Origin of the sequence: Sphingobium limneticum, assembly GCF_008710165.1 — a bacterium.
In the GTDB taxonomy this organism is placed as follows: Bacteria; Pseudomonadota; Alphaproteobacteria; order Sphingomonadales; family Sphingomonadaceae; genus Sphingobium; species Sphingobium limneticum.
The window spans coordinates 56,178-72,066 of the sequence record NZ_VYQA01000005.1; the positions used below are offsets into that span (position 1 = coordinate 56,178).

Genomic DNA, 15,889 nt, shown 5'->3' on the forward strand with positions numbered 1-15,889 from the left:
ATTAACGCTCGATCGTCCCGATGCGGCGGATCTTCCGCTGCAACTGCATCACGCCATAAAGCAGAGCCTCGGCGGTCGGCGGGCAACCCGGCACATAGATGTCGACCGGCACGATGCGGTCGCAGCCACGGACGACGGAATAGCTATAATGATAATAGCCACCACCGTTCGCGCAGCTGCCCATCGAAATCACATATTTCGGGTTGGACATCTGGTCGTAGACCTTGCGCAGCGCCGGGGCCATCTTGTTGCACAGCGTGCCAGCCACGATCATCACGTCGGACTGACGGGGAGACGCGCGCGGCGCAGCGCCGAAGCGTTCCATGTCATAACGGGGCATGTTGACGTGGATCATTTCCACAGCGCAGCAGGCGAGGCCAAAGGTCATCCACCAGAGCGAGCCGGTGCGCGCCCACTGGAACAGTTCCTCGGTCGAGGTGACCAGGAAGCCCTTGTCGTTCACTTCGCCGTTCAGCGCGTTGAAGAAATCCTGATCGGGCTGCGTGCCCTGCGGGGGCAAGGTGCCGGGCGCAGGGTTATAGAGTTCTACTCCCAATCGAGTGCTCCCTTCTTCCACGCATAGACGAGGCCAAGCACCAGCTCCGCTATGAAGATCATCATCGTTGCCCAGCCGGCCCAGCCGATCTGGTCGAGGCTTACAGCCCAGGGAAACAGGAACGCCGCTTCAAGATCGAAGATGATGAAGAGAATGGCGACCAGATAGAAACGCACGTCGAACTGACTGCGCGGCTCTTCAAATGCGGGGAAACCGCATTCATATTCCGAGAGCTTCGCCGGGTCGGGCTTGTGCGCACCGGTGAGACGGCCAACCAGCATCGGCAGAAAGACGAATGCGCTGGAAAGCAGCAAGGCAATCCCGAGAAAAATCAGGATCGGCAGATATTGGGCGAGATCGACCAATGGAATCCCCTGGGCGAAAATTGTATCTTGGGGCGCGCTTTAGGCCTGCTGCATATGCGAAGCAAGGGGCCAACGCTGTGAGAATGAATCGCAAAAAGGCCAAGCCCTTGAAGAGCTTGGCCCCATTGAACTTTAGCGCAATGCGCCAGCAACGAGCTTGTGCAATTTGCTGTGAATTGCGTCGTTACCGGCAATGACTTCCTTGCGTTCGATCGCCTGATCGCCGCCACGGAAATCGCTGGCGAAACCGCCCGCTTCACGGACCAGCAACAAGCCGGCAGCGACATCCCAGGGCTGAAGACCGCTTTCCCAATAGCCGTCATAGCGTCCGGAGGCGACATGGGCGAGATCGAGCGAGGCGGCGCCGAAACGGCGGATGCCGGCAACCGAAGGGGCCACCGCGCCGAAGACGCGAGTCCATTCGGCCATATTGCCATGGCCCATGAACGGGATACCGGTCGCGATCACGCAATCGGCTAGGTCGCGGCGGGCCGACACGCGCAGGCGCTGGTCATGGCGCCATGCCCCCCGGCTCTTTTCCGCCCAATAGCTTTCGTCAGTGACGGGCTGGTAGATGAGGCCGGTGGTGACTTCCCGCTTGCCGCCATAAAGCGGTTCTTCGACCGCGATCGAGATCGCGAAGTGCGGGATACCGTGCAGGAAGTTGGTGGTGCCGTCCAGCGGATCGATGATCCAGCGCGGCTTGCTCGGGTCGCCCTCGATCACGCCCCCCTCTTCCAGCAGGAAGCCCCAGTCGGGACGCGCCTTCTGCAATTCTTCCACCAGGGTCTTTTCCGCCTGATGGTCGGCCTTGGACACGAAGTCCGCCGGCCCCTTGCGGCTGACCTGAAGATGTTCGACTTCGCCGAAGTCGCGGCGGAGCTTGCTGCCTGCCTTGCGCGCGGCGCGCTCCATGACGGTAAGAAGACCGGAATGCGATGCCATAGTTTTTCTCCGCCGCTCCCAGCGGGAACGGCCTGGTTGGTTATTTCTTCGAGGCGGGCTTGGCGGCCGGCTTGGTCGCAGCAGCGGCGCCGGGGCGATAGCCGCAGGTGCCCGCGACAACCGCCAGCATCTGCGACGCATCCTTGCGATCGACCTTGCCGGCGTTGGCAGCGATCACCTTGTCGCTCGCGGCGCTGATCTCACCGATCGAATTGGAATAGAGGCAATCGAACAGCGCGTTCTTGACCGGCTGTTCGACCTCGTTCGACTGAAGCGCCGTCATGACGATGCGCAGCGTGAACGCCGCGCTGTCGAGTTGCGCTTTGGTCGGCGTAGCCCGCGCCGTCGCCTGCGCGGCTGCCGAAACGGGGAGCGCAACGGGCAAGGCGCCGATCGCGAGGCCCATTGCCAGACGAGCGGCCAGTGCCATGTTGCGCCCGATCCGCATCAGTCGGCCCGCTTCACATATTCGCGGGCATAGACGTCCACGACGATGCGCGTGCCGCTGACGATATGCGGCGGCACCATGACGCGCACGCCATTGTCCAGGATCGCCGGCTTGTAGCTGGCAGAGGCGGTCTGCCCCTTCACCACGGCGTCGGCTTCCACCACAGTCGCTTCGATCGTGTCGGGCAACTGCACCGAAATCGGGCGCTCCTCGTACATTTCCAGCGTCACTTCCATGCCGTCCTGCAGGAAGTCGGCGGCTTCGCCCAGCAGTTCGGACGGCAGGTTGATCTGCTCGTAATTCTCATTGTCCATGAAGACGAGCATGTCGCCTTCGGCATAGAGATACTGGAAATCCTTGGTGTCGAGGCGGATGCGCTCGACGCTTTCGGCGGAACGGAAACGCACATTATTCTTGCGGCCGTCGATCAGGTTCTTGAGTTCGACCTGCATATAGGCGCCGCCCTTGCCGGGCTGGGTGTGCTGGATCTTGACGGCGCGCCACAGGCCGCCCTCATATTCGATATTATTGCCGGGACGAATGTCCACGCCGCTGATCTTCGCCATGGGAAGAGCCTGCCTATATGTCTGAAGGTGGAAAAGAGCCGGCCTCTTTGAGGCTGGGCGCGCCTTTACAGCGGGCGGGCGCGAAGGGCAAGAGGGAGCCGGGTCGGGCCTTAACTTCGCACTTTTCGCGCAAATCGTGAAATTGCGTGTCCTACATAGGATATTTTCGGAAAGCGCTCCGCCATAATAGCGCATACAGCCCCTGTAGGACAGATCAGTGCCGTACCAGCAGCGGATAGGGGTTGATCGCGCGGCCGCCATACCAAGCCTCACCTGGGTGCATCACATTCACCGCGAAATGCAGGTGCGGCGCGGACGGATCCGCGTTTCCCGTACTGCCGACCGTGGCGACGCGCTGGCCGCGCCGTAGCACCTGCCCTTCTTGCAAGCCGGGCGCATAGCCATCCAGATGCGCATAATAATAAATCAGCCGCCCGTCGGACGATCGTTGATAGAGGGTGCGACCGCCATCCTGGCTCCAGAACAGCTTTTCGACGCGACCGTCGGCGGCAGCCAGCACCGCCCTGCCCCGTGCCGCCATGATGTCGATCGCGTCATGCGGTCGGGCGCCGCCTGCCCGCGCCTGCGTGAATGTATCGGTCAGCGCAGAGGCCGGCACGCCCTCAACCGGGATCAACAGCGGGCCCTTATCCGACCGGCGATCGACCTGGGGCGGTGGCGCGGGTGCGGACGGCACATCGGCCGGCACGATCCGCACGCAAAAATGGGCGAAGGCCGCGCAAAGCAGCGCCGCCGCTACGCCCGCTGCCCACGCGCGCCTGCTCATGCCTGAAACTTCGCCTTGACCCCGCTCTTCACCATCTGGGCGAGGCGGGCGGCATCCCAATTGGTCAGGCGGATGCAGCCGTGGCTTTCGGTGCGACCGATCGTTTGCGGCTCCGGCGTGCCATGGATGCCATAATGATCCTTCGACAGGTCGATCCACACGACGCCCACCGGACCATTGGGACCGGGCTTCAGCACCGCCTTCTGATCCTTGCTGGATGCGTCCCAGAAAAGGTTGGGATTATAGTGGAAATCCGGATTGCGGCTGACGCCCTTGATCGTCCACTCGCCCAGCGGTAGCGGATCATGCTGCGATCCGGTCGTCACCGGAAACTGCGCGATCATGCGGTTTTGCGCATTATAGACTTTCAGCAGCCCTTCGGATTTGTCGACCACGATATGGTCGGCCTGCGGTTGATCCTTGGCCACGCCCAGGCTGGCGAGCGTTTCGCCCCAGCCCCGTTCGTCGCCCTCGATCTGCGCCACCGGCTGATTGTCGATCGCGGGCACGCGGATGGTCGCGCCGGCGGCGACCTTCGTGCCCGGCGGGTTAAGCGCGACCAGCGCCTCGGGCGTGGTATGGAAACGCTCGGCCAGCTTCTCCAGCAGGTTGCGATAGGTGAGCGCAGGCAGGCTGGCCTGCTCGTTCAGCCCCTTGGGAATGTCGAAAAACGGCCCGCGCGCGAAATCATCGGGGATTTTCACCAGATAGGTGGTCGGCCGCGCTTCCCCTTCCAGCAGGGCGGCGCCGGTCTTCTGGTCGAACTGGCCGGTCACGGGCAGGTCATGCGCCGCCTGAAAGCCGCGCAACGCCGCCTTATAGCTCATGCCATCCTTGCCATCGAGGATACCGGGTGAAAAACCCCAGCGATCAAGCGCCACCTGCGCCATCAGGATGCGGCTGGGTTGCTGCGGGTTCTGCTCCTGCACAACCTCAAAATCATAGGCCGCCTTTTTCACGGCCATTTGTGCAGCGGCGCTATTGTCCGGCTGTGCGGCGTTGGGCGCGGGCTGGCTTTCGTTGGCGTCAGTGACGTTCACATTGCAGGCGCTGCACAGCAGGGCAGCAAGCAATAGATGATTTTTCAAGGCGCTACTCTCCATCGTTGTGAGGAGAGAACGCGCGAAAGGGCGTAAGGGTGCGATGCGTGTCCCCTCCCGCACACGGGAGGGGACACAGATAGACATTAGCGCGGCGGCGGGGCCTTGCTTGCCAGTACATCCTTGAATGCGGCCACGCCGGCCGTTGGGCCTTGCGGATGGTTCCACACCGCGCCGCTCACTGCCAGGAAGTCGGCGCCGGCCGCGACCAATGGCCCGGCATTGTCCGCCGTCACGCCGCCGATCGCGACACAGGGCAGTTCGAACAGCGTCGTCCACCAGCCCAGAACCGACGGTTCGGCATGATGCGTCACCTCCTTGGTCGTGGTGGGGAAGAAAGCGCCGAACGCGACATAATCGGCCCCCGCCTCACCCGCTTCCATCGCCAGATGGCGGCTGTCATGGCAGGTGACGCCGATCTGCACCTTCGGCCCCAGCAGCTTGCGCGCTTCCTTGGGGTCGCCATCGCCCTGCCCCAGATGGACGCCATCCGCGCCAAGGCGCTGCGCCAGCGCCACGCTATCATTGATGATGAAGGCGACTTCCCGCTCGGCGCAGAGCGCCTGCAACGGCCCGGCGGCGGCGGCAATCGCGTCGTCATCCAGCCCCTTCAGTCGCAACTGGAAAGCCGCGACATCACCGCCATCAAAAGCCTGCGCCAGTCGATCGACAAAATCGTCACCGATCGTCGGCGGGGAAATCAGGTAAAGCTGGCAGGCGGGGCGAAAGCCCGCTTCGAACTGGTCGGCAAAATGCGGATCGAGCGCCAGCTCTTCATCGGTAAAATCGGTCATGCGCGCCTTATAGCCATTCAGGCGCGCGCGCCAAGTGTGGCGAGAGGCCTGCGCGCTTGATAGAGAAACGGATCATTTTCCAGGGAAGCCTCCATCATGCGCCAAGTCCTCGTCGCCGTCCTGCTGCTGTCCGGCGCGCCGCTGCTGGCGAGGGAAGAGGCACGCCCTCGGGCAAGGGAGGCTGGCGTCACGGTCGGCATCCTCCAGCCGGGACCGCTTAATGCGATCACCGACGTCGCCGGCGTGAAAGTGGGCCAAGTCACCTTGCCGCGCAGTCATGACGTCAATACCGGCGTCACCGCCATCCTGCCCCATGGCGGCAACCTGTTTCAGGACAAGGTGCCGGCGGGGTTCGTCGCCTATAATGCTTTCGGCAAGTTCATGGGATCGACCCAGCTGGCCGAACTGGGCGAGGTCGAAACGCCGATCCTGCTGACCAATACGCTCAACGTGGCGGAGGCGGCGGCAGCTTCGGTCGAATGGACCCTGGCCCAGCCGGGTAATGAAGAGGTGCGATCGGTCAACGCCGTGGTGGGTGAGACGAATGACGGCACGCTCAACGATATTCGCGGTCGGCATGTGACGGTCGCCGACGCGCGCCGGGCGATCGAGACGGCGAAGGAAGGTGCGGTAGAGGAAGGCGCGGTCGGCGCGGGCAGCGGCACCATCGCCTTTGGATATAAGGCCGGGATCGGCACATCGTCGCGCAAGCTGCCCGCTTCGCTTGGCGGCTGGACCGTCGGCGTACTGGTGCAGGCCAATTATGGCGGCGTGCTGACCATCGCGGGCGTGCCGGTGGGGGTGAAGCTGGGCCAATATGATTATCGGCAGCAGGTGGAAGAAAAGAAGGCGGATGGCTCCGTCGTGATCGTGATCGCCACCGATGCCCCGCTGTCGGACCGCAATCTGCGCCGCGTGGCCGAACGCGCCTTTGGCGGGATCGCGCGGACGGGGTCCAGCTTTTCCAACCGGTCGGGCGACTATGCCGTGGCTTTTTCCACGAATGTAGCGGTGCGGCGGACGGCGGCGAAGCGCAACGCCGTGGCGGCGGTGGAGGATATGCCCAACGACCGGGTATCACCGCTGTTTCAGGCGACGATCGAAGCGACCGAGGAGGCCGTGCTGAACGCCTTGTTCAAGGCTCAGACAGTGGTGGGTCATCGCGGCACGGCGGAAGCGCTGCCGCTGGACAAGGTGATGCCGATGGTGGCGGGGAACTAAAGTTCAAATTCCGTTCGGGCTGAGCCTGTCGAAGCCCTGTTCTTCTTTTCCGCAGAAAGGCCCTTCGACAGGCTCAGGGCGAACGGCGTATAGTTAGCCAACATGTTGAAAGCCGGGCAGCCCTATAGCCGCCCGGCCCCAAATCCGATCAGGCAGCGACCGGCTGCTTGGCGACCGAAGCGCCATGGATTTCGTCGATCGCTTCGCCGAGCGAGGCGTTGAATTCCTCGTCGGTCATCTGATGGCGCAGATCGTTCAGCAGCGCGCGGCTGAAGCTGGCGATGATGCCGCGATTTTTCGACAGTTCGACGCAGGCTTCGGGACGCGCGAAACCGCCCGACAGGGCGACGACGCGCAGCACGGCGGGATGGTCGACCAGCGGGTCGAACAGGCCGGCCTTGGCGGGCAGCGACAGCTTCAACATCACCTGAACGCCTTCGTCCAAGGCATCGAGATTCTTGAGGATTTCTTCCAGCAGGATCTGGTCGGCTTCGGCGCGTTCGGGCGACTTGATGTTCACTTCCGGCTCGATGATCGGCATCAGACCGCCGGCCAATACCTGCTTGCCGACTTCGAACTGCTGCGCAACGACGGCAGCGATGCCTTCGCGGTTGGCGAGGTTTATGACCGATCGTTCTTTGGTGCCGAACACGCCCAGCCCCTTGGCGCGGGCGAGCAGCGTGTCGAGACCGGGATTGGGCTTCATCAGCTGCACGCCGTTCGCCTCATCCTCCAGCCCCTTGTCGATCTTGATGAAGGGGACGACGCCCCGTTCGATCAGCGCGGTGGGGGTCGGCTTGCCGTCGACGGTGCCGTCCATGGTGCGTTCGAACAGGATCGCGCCCAGCACCTTGTCGCCGGTGAAGGGCGGCGCGGTGATGACGCGGCTGCGCATCGCATGGATCAGGCCGAACATTTCCTCTTCGCTCGACCAGGCGCTTTCCTCGACGCCATAGCCCTTGAGCGCCTTGGGCGTGGAACCGCCACTCTGGTCCAGCGCGGCGATAAAGCCTTCGCCCGTTGCGATCTTCTGCTTCATGTCCTGATCCAGCATCTGCACATACCTTCCCTTGGGCGCCGCCATATCGCGGCCCATAATCGATTGTCGGCAGACGCTCCATCATCTGCCTACCCTGCGCGACCGTCTGACAATGATCGCCGGCATCCGGGCTGGTAGCCAGTCCCATGCCGCATCGCAAGGATGATTGCCCGGATTTCGGCGGGCAAACTGCTGCATCGCACCATGAATCGCGCCGGCACGGGTTGAAAGGTTGCGACATGGAACCCATAGGGCACGGCATGACCAGCATCGCCGCCGCCAAGCCCGCCGACCTGTCCCCCCTCGCCATCCTGCTGATGGCCGTCGGATGCGGCGTGATGGTCGCCAACCTCTATTATGCGCAGACGCTGATCGACGTGATCGGGCCGGAAATCGGCATGTCGGCCAGCGTGGCGGGACTCATCACCACGTTGACGCAGCTGGGCTATGGCGTCGGCCTGTTTCTGGTCGTGCCGCTGGCCGACCTGTTCGAAAATCGGCGGATCGTGCTGACCTCGATCGTGGCGACGATCATCGGCTGCCTCGCCATCGCCTTTTCATCCGGTCCTACCAGCTTTCTGGTCGCATCGATCCTGACTGGAGTGGGCGCAACCGGCGCGCAGGTGCTGGTCCCCCTCGCCTCCCACCTCGCCAGCCCGGAAAAGCAGGGGCGCGTGGTGGGCACGGTGATGAGTGGCTTGCTGTTCGGGATCATGCTGTCGCGCCCGGTCGCCAATTTCCTGGCCGGATCGGTCGGCTGGCGCGCGACCTTCATCGTGTCGGCGATCGTGATGGCGATGGTCGGCATCGCGCTGCTCGCCGCCTGCCCCAAACGCCAGCCCAAGGGCGGCATGCATTATGGGCAGGTGCTGGCGTCGACCTTCTCGCAACTGGTCGTGCATCGCGTCGTGCGGATGCGCGCTTTCTATCAGGCGGCGATGTTCGCGGCCTTCAACCTGTTCTGGACCGCCGCGCCGCTCGCATTGATCCACGAATTTCATCTGGGCCATGCCGGCATCGGCGCCTTTGCTCTGGCAGGGGCCGGCGGCGCGCTGGTGGCGCCGGTTGCGGGATGGATGGCGGATCGTCGCCTGACCCGTCCCGCTTCGCTGATCGGCTTGGCAGGTTTGACGGTGGGTTTCCTACTGGCCGACTGGACCGTGGCGGCGGGCAGCCTGATCGGCTTCACCATCATGGCGGTGCTGATCGACGGCGCGGTGCAGATGAGCCAGATCACCGGGCAGAAGCTGATCTTCTCGCTCGATCCCCATGCGCGCGGACGGATCAACGCGGCCTATGTGACGGTAATGTTCCTGGTGGGCGCTTTGGGATCGGTGATCGGCTCTGTCACCTATGAAGCGGGCGGCTGGAGCGCCAGCGCGCTGGCCGGTGCGGCAATCGGCGGCGTCGCCACCCTCGCCTTCCTGTTGTTCGACCGGGGCGCCAGCCTCACACGCTGACGCCCCTGCCGATTGCAATTTAGACGAACAGCGCCTTCACGCCCGGCAGTTCCTTGCCTTCCATCCATTCCAGGAAGGCACCGCCGGCGGTCGAGATGAAGCTGAAATCGCTGCCCACGCCCGCATGGTTCAGCGCCGCGACCGTATCGCCACCGCCAGCCACCGACGTCAGCTGACCTTCCTTGGTCAGCGCGGCCGCCGTCTTCGCCAGCGCGACGGTCGCCGCGTCGAACGGCGCGATCTCGAACGCGCCGAGCGGACCGTTCCACACCAAGGTCCGGCAGTTCTTGAGCGCATCGCCCAGCGCCTCGACAGCGGCCGGGCCGACGTCCAGGATCATTTCGTCTTCCGCGACTTCATGCACGTTGCAGGTGCGCAAGGACGGCGGGTTTGCGGCAAACTCCTTCGCCACGACCACGTCATAAGGCAGGTGGATGATGCAGCCGGCAGCTTCCGCCTTGTCGAAGATCGCTTCGGCGGTTTCGGCCAGATCCTTCTCGCACAGCGACTTGCCGATATCGACGCCACGGGCATAGAGGAAGGTGTTGGCCATGCCGCCACCGATGATCAGATGATCGACCTGCGTGACGAGGTTGTTGAGGACATCGAGCTTGGTCGACACCTTGGCGCCGCCCACGACGGCGGCCACCGGCTTGACCGGTTCGCCGAGCGCCGCCTGAAGCGCGTCCAGTTCCTTTTCCATCGAACGACCGGCAAAGGACGGCAGCTTGTGCGCCAGCCCCTCGGTCGAGGCATGGGCGCGGTGCGCGGCGGAAAAGGCGTCGTTGACATAGAGGTCGCCGATGGCGGCGATCGCATCGACCAATGCCGGGTCGTTCTTTTCCTCGCCGGGATGGAAACGGGTATTTTCCAGGATCGCGATGTCGCCGTTGCGCATCACGGCGATGCCGTCCGTCGCTGCTTCACCTTGGCAGTCGGGAATGAACTGCACGTCGCGGCCCAGCACCTGCGTCAACGGACGGGTGATCTTCGACAGCGAAAATTCCGGGTTCTTCTGCCCCTTAGGGCGACCGAAATGGGCGAGGATCAGCACCTTTGCGCCGCGATCGGCCAGTTCCAGCACGGTCGGCATCGCTGCGCGCAGGCGGGTATCGTCGCTGACCGAACCGTCCTGCATGGGCACGTTCAGATCTTCGCGCACCAGCACGATCTTGCCGGTGATGTCGCCCATATCGTCGAGCGTCTTGAAGGGCTTGGTCATATATCTTCCCCTAATCTGAATAGACGTCATCCCAGCGAAGGCTGGGATCTCCCTCCCCTTCCCACGTCGAGGAAGAAAGCGAGATCCCAGCATTCGCTGGGATGACGAGAAAGGGCAGACTTTCGCCTGCCCTTCAACCTTTGTCTTACAGGAACTTCGCGACGACGCCGGTGGTATCGATCATGCGGTTCGAGAAGCCCCATTCATTGTCGTACCAGCTGAGCACGCGGACCAGCTTGCCATCGACTACAGCCGTTTCCAGGCTGTCGACGGTGGAGCTGCGCGGATCGCCATTATAGTCGATCGAGACGAGCGGTTCGTCCGAATAGCCCAACACGCCCTTGAGCGGACCGGATTCCGACGCAGCCTTGAGCAGGCTGTTGACCTCCTCCTTCGTGGTCGGACGCTTGGGAATGAACTTGAGGTCCACGACCGAAACGTTCGGGGTCGGCACGCGGATCGACGATCCGTCCAGCTTGCCCTTCAATTCGGGCAGAACCTCACCCACCGCGCGGGCAGCGCCGGTCGACGTCGGGATCTGCGAGAGGGCGGCGGCGCGGGCGCGGCGCATGTCGCTGTGTAACTGGTCCAGCGTGTTCTGGTCGTTGGTGTAGCTATGGATCGTCGTCATGAAGCCGCTTTCGATGCCGATCGCATCGTTCAGCACCTTGGCGAGCGGAGCCAGGCAGTTGGTGGTGCAGCTGGCGTTCGAAATGACGATATCGTCGGCGGTCAGCGCGTCATGGTTGACGCCGAACACGACGGTGCGATCGACATTGGTGCCGGGCGCAGAAATGATCACGCGCTTGGCGCCGGCGGTCAGATGTGCGCTGGCCTTGTCCTTCGTGGTGAAGATGCCGGTGCATTCCAGGGCGATTTCGACGCCCAGATCGGCGTGCGGCAGGTTGGCGGGATCGCGCTCGGCCGTCACCTTGATCTTGCGGCCGTCGACGACCAGGAAATCGCCGTCCACGCTGACGTCGCCGGCCCAATTGCCATGGACGCTGTCACGCTTGAACAGCAGGGCGTTGGACTTCACGTCGCCCAGATCGTTGATGCTGACCAGTTCCAGATCATGGTCGGTGCGCGAAAGAATGGCGCGCGCCACCAGGCGGCCGATACGTCCAAAACCGTTAATTGCTACCTTCGTTGCCACTGCACTAGCCTCCTGGGGTGTGTTGTTCGGTTATAGGGTCTGCGTCAGCGCGCGCCACCAACCGGCGGCGCGCGCAAGCGCTTTAGAGAGCAGCCGCGATCTGCGGCGCGATCTTGGCGGCGGTCAGGCCGAAATGATCGTAAAGGTCTTCGGCCGGGGCCGACGCGCCGAAGCCGTCGATGCCGAAGCGCAGGCCGTCAAGGCCGGTATAGCGTTCCCAGCCGAAGGTCGTGCCCGCCTCGATCGAGACGCGCAGCACATCGGCAGGCAGGATGTCGGCCTTGTAGGCGGCGTCCTGCGCATCGAAATGGGCGAAGCTGGGGACGGAGACGACGTCGGTGCCGATGCCCTGATCTTCCAGAGTTTTGGCGGTGTTGACCGCGATTTCGACTTCCGAGCCGGTGGCAAGGATCACAACCTTGCGCGCGGCGGTGGCGGCGACCAGGCGATAGGCGCCCTTGGCCGACAGATTTTCGCTCTTTTCCGTGCGCAGCTGCGGCAGGTTCTGGCGGGTCAGCGCCAGCACCGACGGGCCGGTCGCATCCTTCAGCGCCAGTTCCCAGCATTCCGCCGTTTCGACGATGTCGGCCGGGCGATAGACGTCCAGGTTCGGGATCATGCGCATCGACATGACATGCTCGATCGGCTGATGGGTCGGGCCGTCTTCACCCAGACCGATCGAGTCATGGGTCAGGACGTGAATGACGCGCTGCTGCTGAAGCGCGGCGAGACGGATGCCGCCGCGCATATAGTCGGAGAAGACCAGGAAGGTGCCGCCATAGGGGATCACGCCGCCATGCAGCGCCATGCCGTTCATCGCGCAGGCCATGCCGAATTCACGGATGCCATAATAGACGTAACGACCCGAATAATCGTCCTTGGTCAGCGGACCGGTCGACTTGGTCTTGGTGTTGTTCGAACCGGTAAGATCGGCCGAGCCGCCCAGCGTTTCCGGCAACAGATCATTGATGGCACCAAGCGCCAGTTCGCTCGCCTTGCGGGTCGCGACCTTCTGCGGATTGGCGATCAGGCTGTCGATATAGGCGTCCAGCGAGAAATTAGCGGGCAGTTCGCCAGCCATCCGGCGGGTAAATTCCGCCGCCTTATCGTTGCTTGCCAGGCGACCTTCCCAGGCGGCGCGAACGTCGCGGCCCTTGGCGCCGATCGCCTTCCATGCGTCGGCAATGTCGGCGGGAATGACGAAGGGTTCGGCGGTCCAACCCAGGAACTCACGGGCAGCGGCGACTTCATCCGTGCCGAGCGCCGAGCCGTGAACACCCGACGTGCCGGCCTTGTTCGGCGCGCCATAACCGATCTTGGTCGCGCAGGCGACGATCGAGGGCCGGCTGTCGACAACCGCTTCAGCCAAGGCGCGGCGGACGTCGGCGACGTCATGGCCGTCGCACGACACGACATGCCAGCCGGTCGCGGCATAGCGGGCCAGCACATCTTCGCTGCTCGACAAGTCGACGGCGCCGTCGATGGTGATCTTGTTATCGTCCCACAGCACGATCAGGCGGCCAAGGTTCAGGTGACCGGCCAGACCGATGGCTTCATGGTTGATGCCTTCCATCAGGCAACCGTCGCCCGCGATCACCCAGGTGCGGTGATCGACCAGATCGTCGCCGAACTGCGCGTTCAGGTGACGCTCGGCAATCGCCATGCCGACAGCGGTGGCCAGGCCCGAACCCAGCGGACCGGTCGTGGCTTCCACGCCTGCCAGCTCGAAATTCTCAGGGTGGCCGGCGCACGGGCTGTGCAGCTGGCGGAAGTTGGCGATGTCCTCGATGGTCGGACGGGCATAGCCGGTCAGGTGCAGCAGCGAATAGATCAGCATCGACCCATGGCCGGCCGACAGGACGAAACGGTCGCGGTCGGCCCATTTGGGCTGGGTCGGGTCGAACTTCAGATAATCGCCGAACAACACGGTCGCCACATCGGCCATGCCCATCGGCATGCCCGGATGGCCGCTATTGGCGGCCTGTACGGCGTCCATGGACAGCGCCCGGATGGCGTTGGCGAGCGACTTTTCGGAAACGGTCATCTGGGCTGGCGTCTTTCCTGAACATGCAAAAGGACGGCGCCCGCGCGCATGCAGGCGAGTCGAGATCGCGCCCCCTTTGTCGCGTCAAGCCCCATGCGTCAACCGCACGGGTGCCAAGAGCGGGGCCAGCTGCCCGAAAGAGCGCTTTTGCAGGGCCTTTTCTTTCGCTATGGATGGGTGATGGCAAGCGACCGCATGATGCAGGCGATCGGCACGCTGGAGCGTGCTGTGAGCCGGCTTGAACAGGATGTGGCGGGTCTGATAGCCCCGGCCGGTCCCCTCCCCGCTGTGGACCAGAAAGCCGCGCGCGCCGCGCTGCGCTCGCTGGACGATCTTATCGACACGCTGAAAGGGCATGCCCATGGCTGAAACGAACTTAGTGATCGCCAGCCGCCATTATCAAATCCGCTGCCGTGATGGCGAAGAAGCGCATCTGGCGCATCTGGCCAGCCTGATCGAGGATAAGGCGCGGGTCGCCCAGCAAAGCACGCCGGGCCTGACGGAGGTGCGCACCCTGCTGTTCGCTGCGCTGTTCCTGGCCGACGAACTGAACGAATTGAAGCGGGATAATGCCGGCCGACAGGCCCGGTTGCAACTGGACGGCGACGACGAGCCAAGCGTTCAGGCGATCGAGGCTTTGGCGGGGCGCATAGAAAAGCTGCGCGAACGACTTGCCGGCCGGGCCGACAACGCCTAGATTGATCGGTGACGGGTACTGCGCGGTACGAGCTTTAGCGAACATCCCTGAGGCGATAATCACATCCAAGGGGGCTGTCCCTGGGCGGGCTCCGGCCCGTTCTACATGGTCCCCACCTGACGTTGAGGCGTCAGAGGATATTCCAGCACACGGCCGAGGCGGTCCCGTCACCCTCCCCAACCCCTCTTCCGATCCGATAAGGTCATCATGAGCGACGAGACACCCGGCGCCGACAAGAACAGTCTGCGCGCCATCGCCCGGCAACGACGCAGCAGCTTCGTCGCCACGCTGGACCCGCTGGCGCATCGACTGGCGTTCAAGGTCGTCCCCTCCCCACTGGCCCGCCGGATCGCCGATGCCGCGGTCGTGGCGCTTTATATGGGCCTGGATGACGAGGCCCCAGCGCAGCGCATGGCCGGACAGTTGCAGGCGATGGGCAAGGTCGTGGCGCTGCCGCGCGTACTCGACCGGCTGGGTAGCATGGATTTCCTGCCCTGGGAGCCGGAGGATCATCTGGTACCCGGCCTGTTCCGCACCAGCCATCCCGAACCCAAGGACGGCCCGGTCACGCCCGACGTCATCATCGCCCCGCTGGTCGGGTTCGACCGGGCGATGAACCGGCTGGGCCAGGGCGGCGGCTATTATGACCGCGCCTTCGCCCGCTTCCCCGATGCGCTGCGCGTGGGCATCGCTTGGTCCGCGCAGGAACTGGATGCCGTGCCTGCCGATCCGTGGGATCTGCCGCTGGACATCATCATGACCGAAGTCGAACTGATCGAAGGACCGGGCCTGTGAGCATCGACCCACGCCATTATCATCAGCCCAGCTGGCGCAAGCCCGTGGGCATGCTGGCGATCGTGGTGCTGATCGCCCTATGGGCCATCATGGTCGGTAGCCTGTCCGGCCTGATCGGCGCGCTGCCGATGTGGGCACAGGTGCCGGTCTATGTCGTGCTGGGGATCGTGTGGATCTGGGTCTTGCCGCTGCGGCGGCTGCTGGCCTGGATGGAAACCGGGCGCTGGCGCTAAACATATTCCCACCGCTTTATAGAAGCGGTGGCGCGAGTGACGGGGCTCGAACCCGCGACCTCCGGCGTGACAGGCCGGCACTCTAACCAACTGAGCTACACCCGCGTAGGCGCTGCATCCTTATCGGCTCAAAAGCCGCCAGATGATGCAATATCTGGGAAAATCACCTTCCGGTCAAGGAAGGTGGCGCGAGTGACGGGGCTCGAACCCGCGACCTCCGGCGTGACAGGCCGGCACTCTAACCAACTGAGCTACACCCGCGCAGGGCGACATCTTTTGCGGTTTTTCAACCACCAGACGATGCAGTCTGGAACACCATATCCACCCTCCGGTCAAGGAAAGTGGCGCGAGTGACGGGGCTCGAACCCGCGACCTCCGGCGTGACAGGCCGGCACTCTAACCAACTGAGCTACACCCGCGTTTGGTGTGGAAGCGCCGTCTATGAGCGTCCTGCGATGCTG

The 15,889-nt window shown here is 63.7% G+C and carries 18 protein-coding genes, 3 tRNA genes and 1 other RNA gene; 7 read left to right on the forward strand and 15 right to left on the reverse strand.

All coding sequences use genetic code 11. The annotated features are described in order from the left end of the window. Position 1: 1 nt before the first annotated feature. From F4U95_RS08225 to thiE, 8 genes are all read right to left on the reverse strand, one after another. Positions 2–556 (reverse strand): NuoB/complex I 20 kDa subunit family protein, encoded by a 555-nt coding sequence (locus tag F4U95_RS08225; protein ID WP_120250226.1) that lies wholly within the window; start codon positions 554–556, stop codon positions 2–4. Further along, positions 547–921: an NADH-quinone oxidoreductase subunit A gene (locus F4U95_RS08230; protein ID WP_062117306.1), complete on the reverse strand. Its 375-nt coding sequence runs from the start codon at positions 919–921 to the stop codon at positions 547–549. Before F4U95_RS08230 ends, F4U95_RS08225 begins: the two co-directional genes overlap by 10 nt. Positions 922–1,053: 132 nt before the next feature. After that, positions 1,054–1,866, reverse strand: coding sequence for an inositol monophosphatase family protein (locus F4U95_RS08235; protein WP_120250227.1), 813 nt, complete (start codon positions 1,864–1,866; stop codon positions 1,054–1,056). Between the two features lie 40 nt (positions 1,867–1,906). After that, positions 1,907–2,314, reverse strand: a complete 408-nt coding sequence (locus F4U95_RS08240; protein WP_150425310.1) for a hypothetical protein — start codon at positions 2,312–2,314, stop codon at positions 1,907–1,909. After that, on the reverse strand, positions 2,314–2,880 hold the full coding sequence (gene efp / locus F4U95_RS08245) for an elongation factor P (RefSeq protein WP_120250229.1): 567 nt from the start codon (positions 2,878–2,880) through the stop codon (positions 2,314–2,316). Before efp ends, F4U95_RS08240 begins: the two co-directional genes overlap by 1 nt. Before the next feature lie 214 nt (positions 2,881–3,094). Then, positions 3,095–3,667 carry a M23 family metallopeptidase gene (locus F4U95_RS08250; RefSeq protein WP_150425311.1) on the reverse strand — a complete coding sequence of 191 codons (573 nt, stop codon included), beginning with the start codon at positions 3,665–3,667 and terminating at the stop codon, positions 3,095–3,097. Beyond that, positions 3,664–4,770, reverse strand: a complete 1,107-nt coding sequence (locus F4U95_RS08255) for a L,D-transpeptidase family protein (RefSeq protein ID WP_150425312.1) — start codon at positions 4,768–4,770, stop codon at positions 3,664–3,666. The genes F4U95_RS08250 and F4U95_RS08255 overlap by 4 nt, the downstream gene beginning before the upstream one ends. A gap of 83 nt (positions 4,771–4,853) precedes the next feature. Beyond that, entirely contained in the window at positions 4,854–5,561 is a 708-nt protein-coding gene (gene thiE, locus F4U95_RS08260) for a thiamine phosphate synthase (RefSeq protein WP_150425313.1), read from the reverse strand. 96 nt (positions 5,562–5,657) lie between these two features. On the opposite strand from thiE, the gene F4U95_RS08265 reads away from it, so the two are divergent. Continuing rightward, entirely contained in the window at positions 5,658–6,782 is a 1,125-nt protein-coding gene (locus F4U95_RS08265; protein WP_150425314.1) for a DmpA family aminopeptidase, read from the forward strand. 148 nt (positions 6,783–6,930) lie between these two features. Here the strand turns inward: F4U95_RS08265 and F4U95_RS08270 are convergent, their stop codons facing one another. Next, positions 6,931–7,836, reverse strand: a complete 906-nt coding sequence (locus F4U95_RS08270) for a fructose bisphosphate aldolase (RefSeq protein WP_150425494.1) — start codon at positions 7,834–7,836, stop codon at positions 6,931–6,933. Between the two features lie 245 nt (positions 7,837–8,081). Here F4U95_RS08270 and F4U95_RS08275 point away from each other — a divergent pair, with 245 nt between their 5' ends. Beyond that, positions 8,082–9,281, forward strand: coding sequence for an MFS transporter (locus F4U95_RS08275; RefSeq protein WP_150425315.1), 1,200 nt, complete (start codon positions 8,082–8,084; stop codon positions 9,279–9,281). A 19-nt stretch (positions 9,282–9,300) separates the two neighbouring features. On the opposite strand, the gene F4U95_RS08280 is transcribed toward F4U95_RS08275, so the two are convergent. The 3 genes from F4U95_RS08280 to tkt form a co-directional block, all read right to left on the reverse strand. Then, on the reverse strand, positions 9,301–10,503 hold the full coding sequence (locus F4U95_RS08280) for a phosphoglycerate kinase (RefSeq protein WP_120250234.1): 1,203 nt from the start codon (positions 10,501–10,503) through the stop codon (positions 9,301–9,303). A gap of 145 nt (positions 10,504–10,648) precedes the next feature. After that, a complete protein-coding gene (gene gap, locus F4U95_RS08285; protein WP_150425316.1) occupies positions 10,649–11,659 on the reverse strand; it encodes a type I glyceraldehyde-3-phosphate dehydrogenase in 1,011 nt (336 codons plus the stop codon). A gap of 82 nt (positions 11,660–11,741) precedes the next feature. Then, on the reverse strand, positions 11,742–13,703 hold the full coding sequence (gene tkt / locus F4U95_RS08290; protein ID WP_150425317.1) for a transketolase: 1,962 nt from the start codon (positions 13,701–13,703) through the stop codon (positions 11,742–11,744). A gap of 180 nt (positions 13,704–13,883) precedes the next feature. Here tkt and F4U95_RS08295 point away from each other — a divergent pair, with 180 nt between their 5' ends. The 5 genes from F4U95_RS08295 to F4U95_RS08310 all read left to right on the forward strand — a co-directional run bounded on the left by F4U95_RS08295 (position 13,884) and on the right by F4U95_RS08310 (position 15,428). Beyond that, complete coding sequence (locus F4U95_RS08295) at positions 13,884–14,072, forward strand: hypothetical protein (protein ID WP_150425318.1); 189 nt, start codon at positions 13,884–13,886, stop codon at positions 14,070–14,072. Next, the gene (locus tag F4U95_RS08300; protein ID WP_120250238.1) at positions 14,065–14,400 is read left to right on the forward strand and encodes a cell division protein ZapA; all 336 of its coding nucleotides are present in this window, start codon (positions 14,065–14,067) and stop codon (positions 14,398–14,400) included. Before F4U95_RS08295 ends, F4U95_RS08300 begins: the two co-directional genes overlap by 8 nt. 12 nt (positions 14,401–14,412) lie before the next feature. Beyond that, a non-coding RNA gene (gene ssrS / locus F4U95_RS25530) (6S RNA) lies at positions 14,413–14,569 on the forward strand. Between the two features lie 38 nt (positions 14,570–14,607). Continuing rightward, the gene (locus F4U95_RS08305; RefSeq protein ID WP_150425319.1) at positions 14,608–15,195 is read left to right on the forward strand and encodes a 5-formyltetrahydrofolate cyclo-ligase; all 588 of its coding nucleotides are present in this window, start codon (positions 14,608–14,610) and stop codon (positions 15,193–15,195) included. Continuing rightward, positions 15,192–15,428: a DUF2842 domain-containing protein gene (locus tag F4U95_RS08310; RefSeq protein WP_150425320.1), complete on the forward strand. Its 237-nt coding sequence runs from the start codon at positions 15,192–15,194 to the stop codon at positions 15,426–15,428. The genes F4U95_RS08305 and F4U95_RS08310 overlap by 4 nt, the downstream gene beginning before the upstream one ends. A 28-nt stretch (positions 15,429–15,456) precedes the next feature. Here F4U95_RS08310 and F4U95_RS08315 read toward each other — a convergent pair. The 3 genes from F4U95_RS08315 to F4U95_RS08325 all read right to left on the reverse strand — a co-directional run bounded on the left by F4U95_RS08315 (position 15,457) and on the right by F4U95_RS08325 (position 15,847). Continuing rightward, a tRNA-Asp gene (locus F4U95_RS08315) sits at positions 15,457–15,533 on the reverse strand. Between the two features lie 79 nt (positions 15,534–15,612). After that, positions 15,613–15,689, reverse strand: a tRNA-Asp gene (locus F4U95_RS08320). 81 nt (positions 15,690–15,770) lie between these two features. Next, a tRNA-Asp gene (locus F4U95_RS08325) sits at positions 15,771–15,847 on the reverse strand. Positions 15,848–15,889 lie beyond the last annotated feature (42 nt).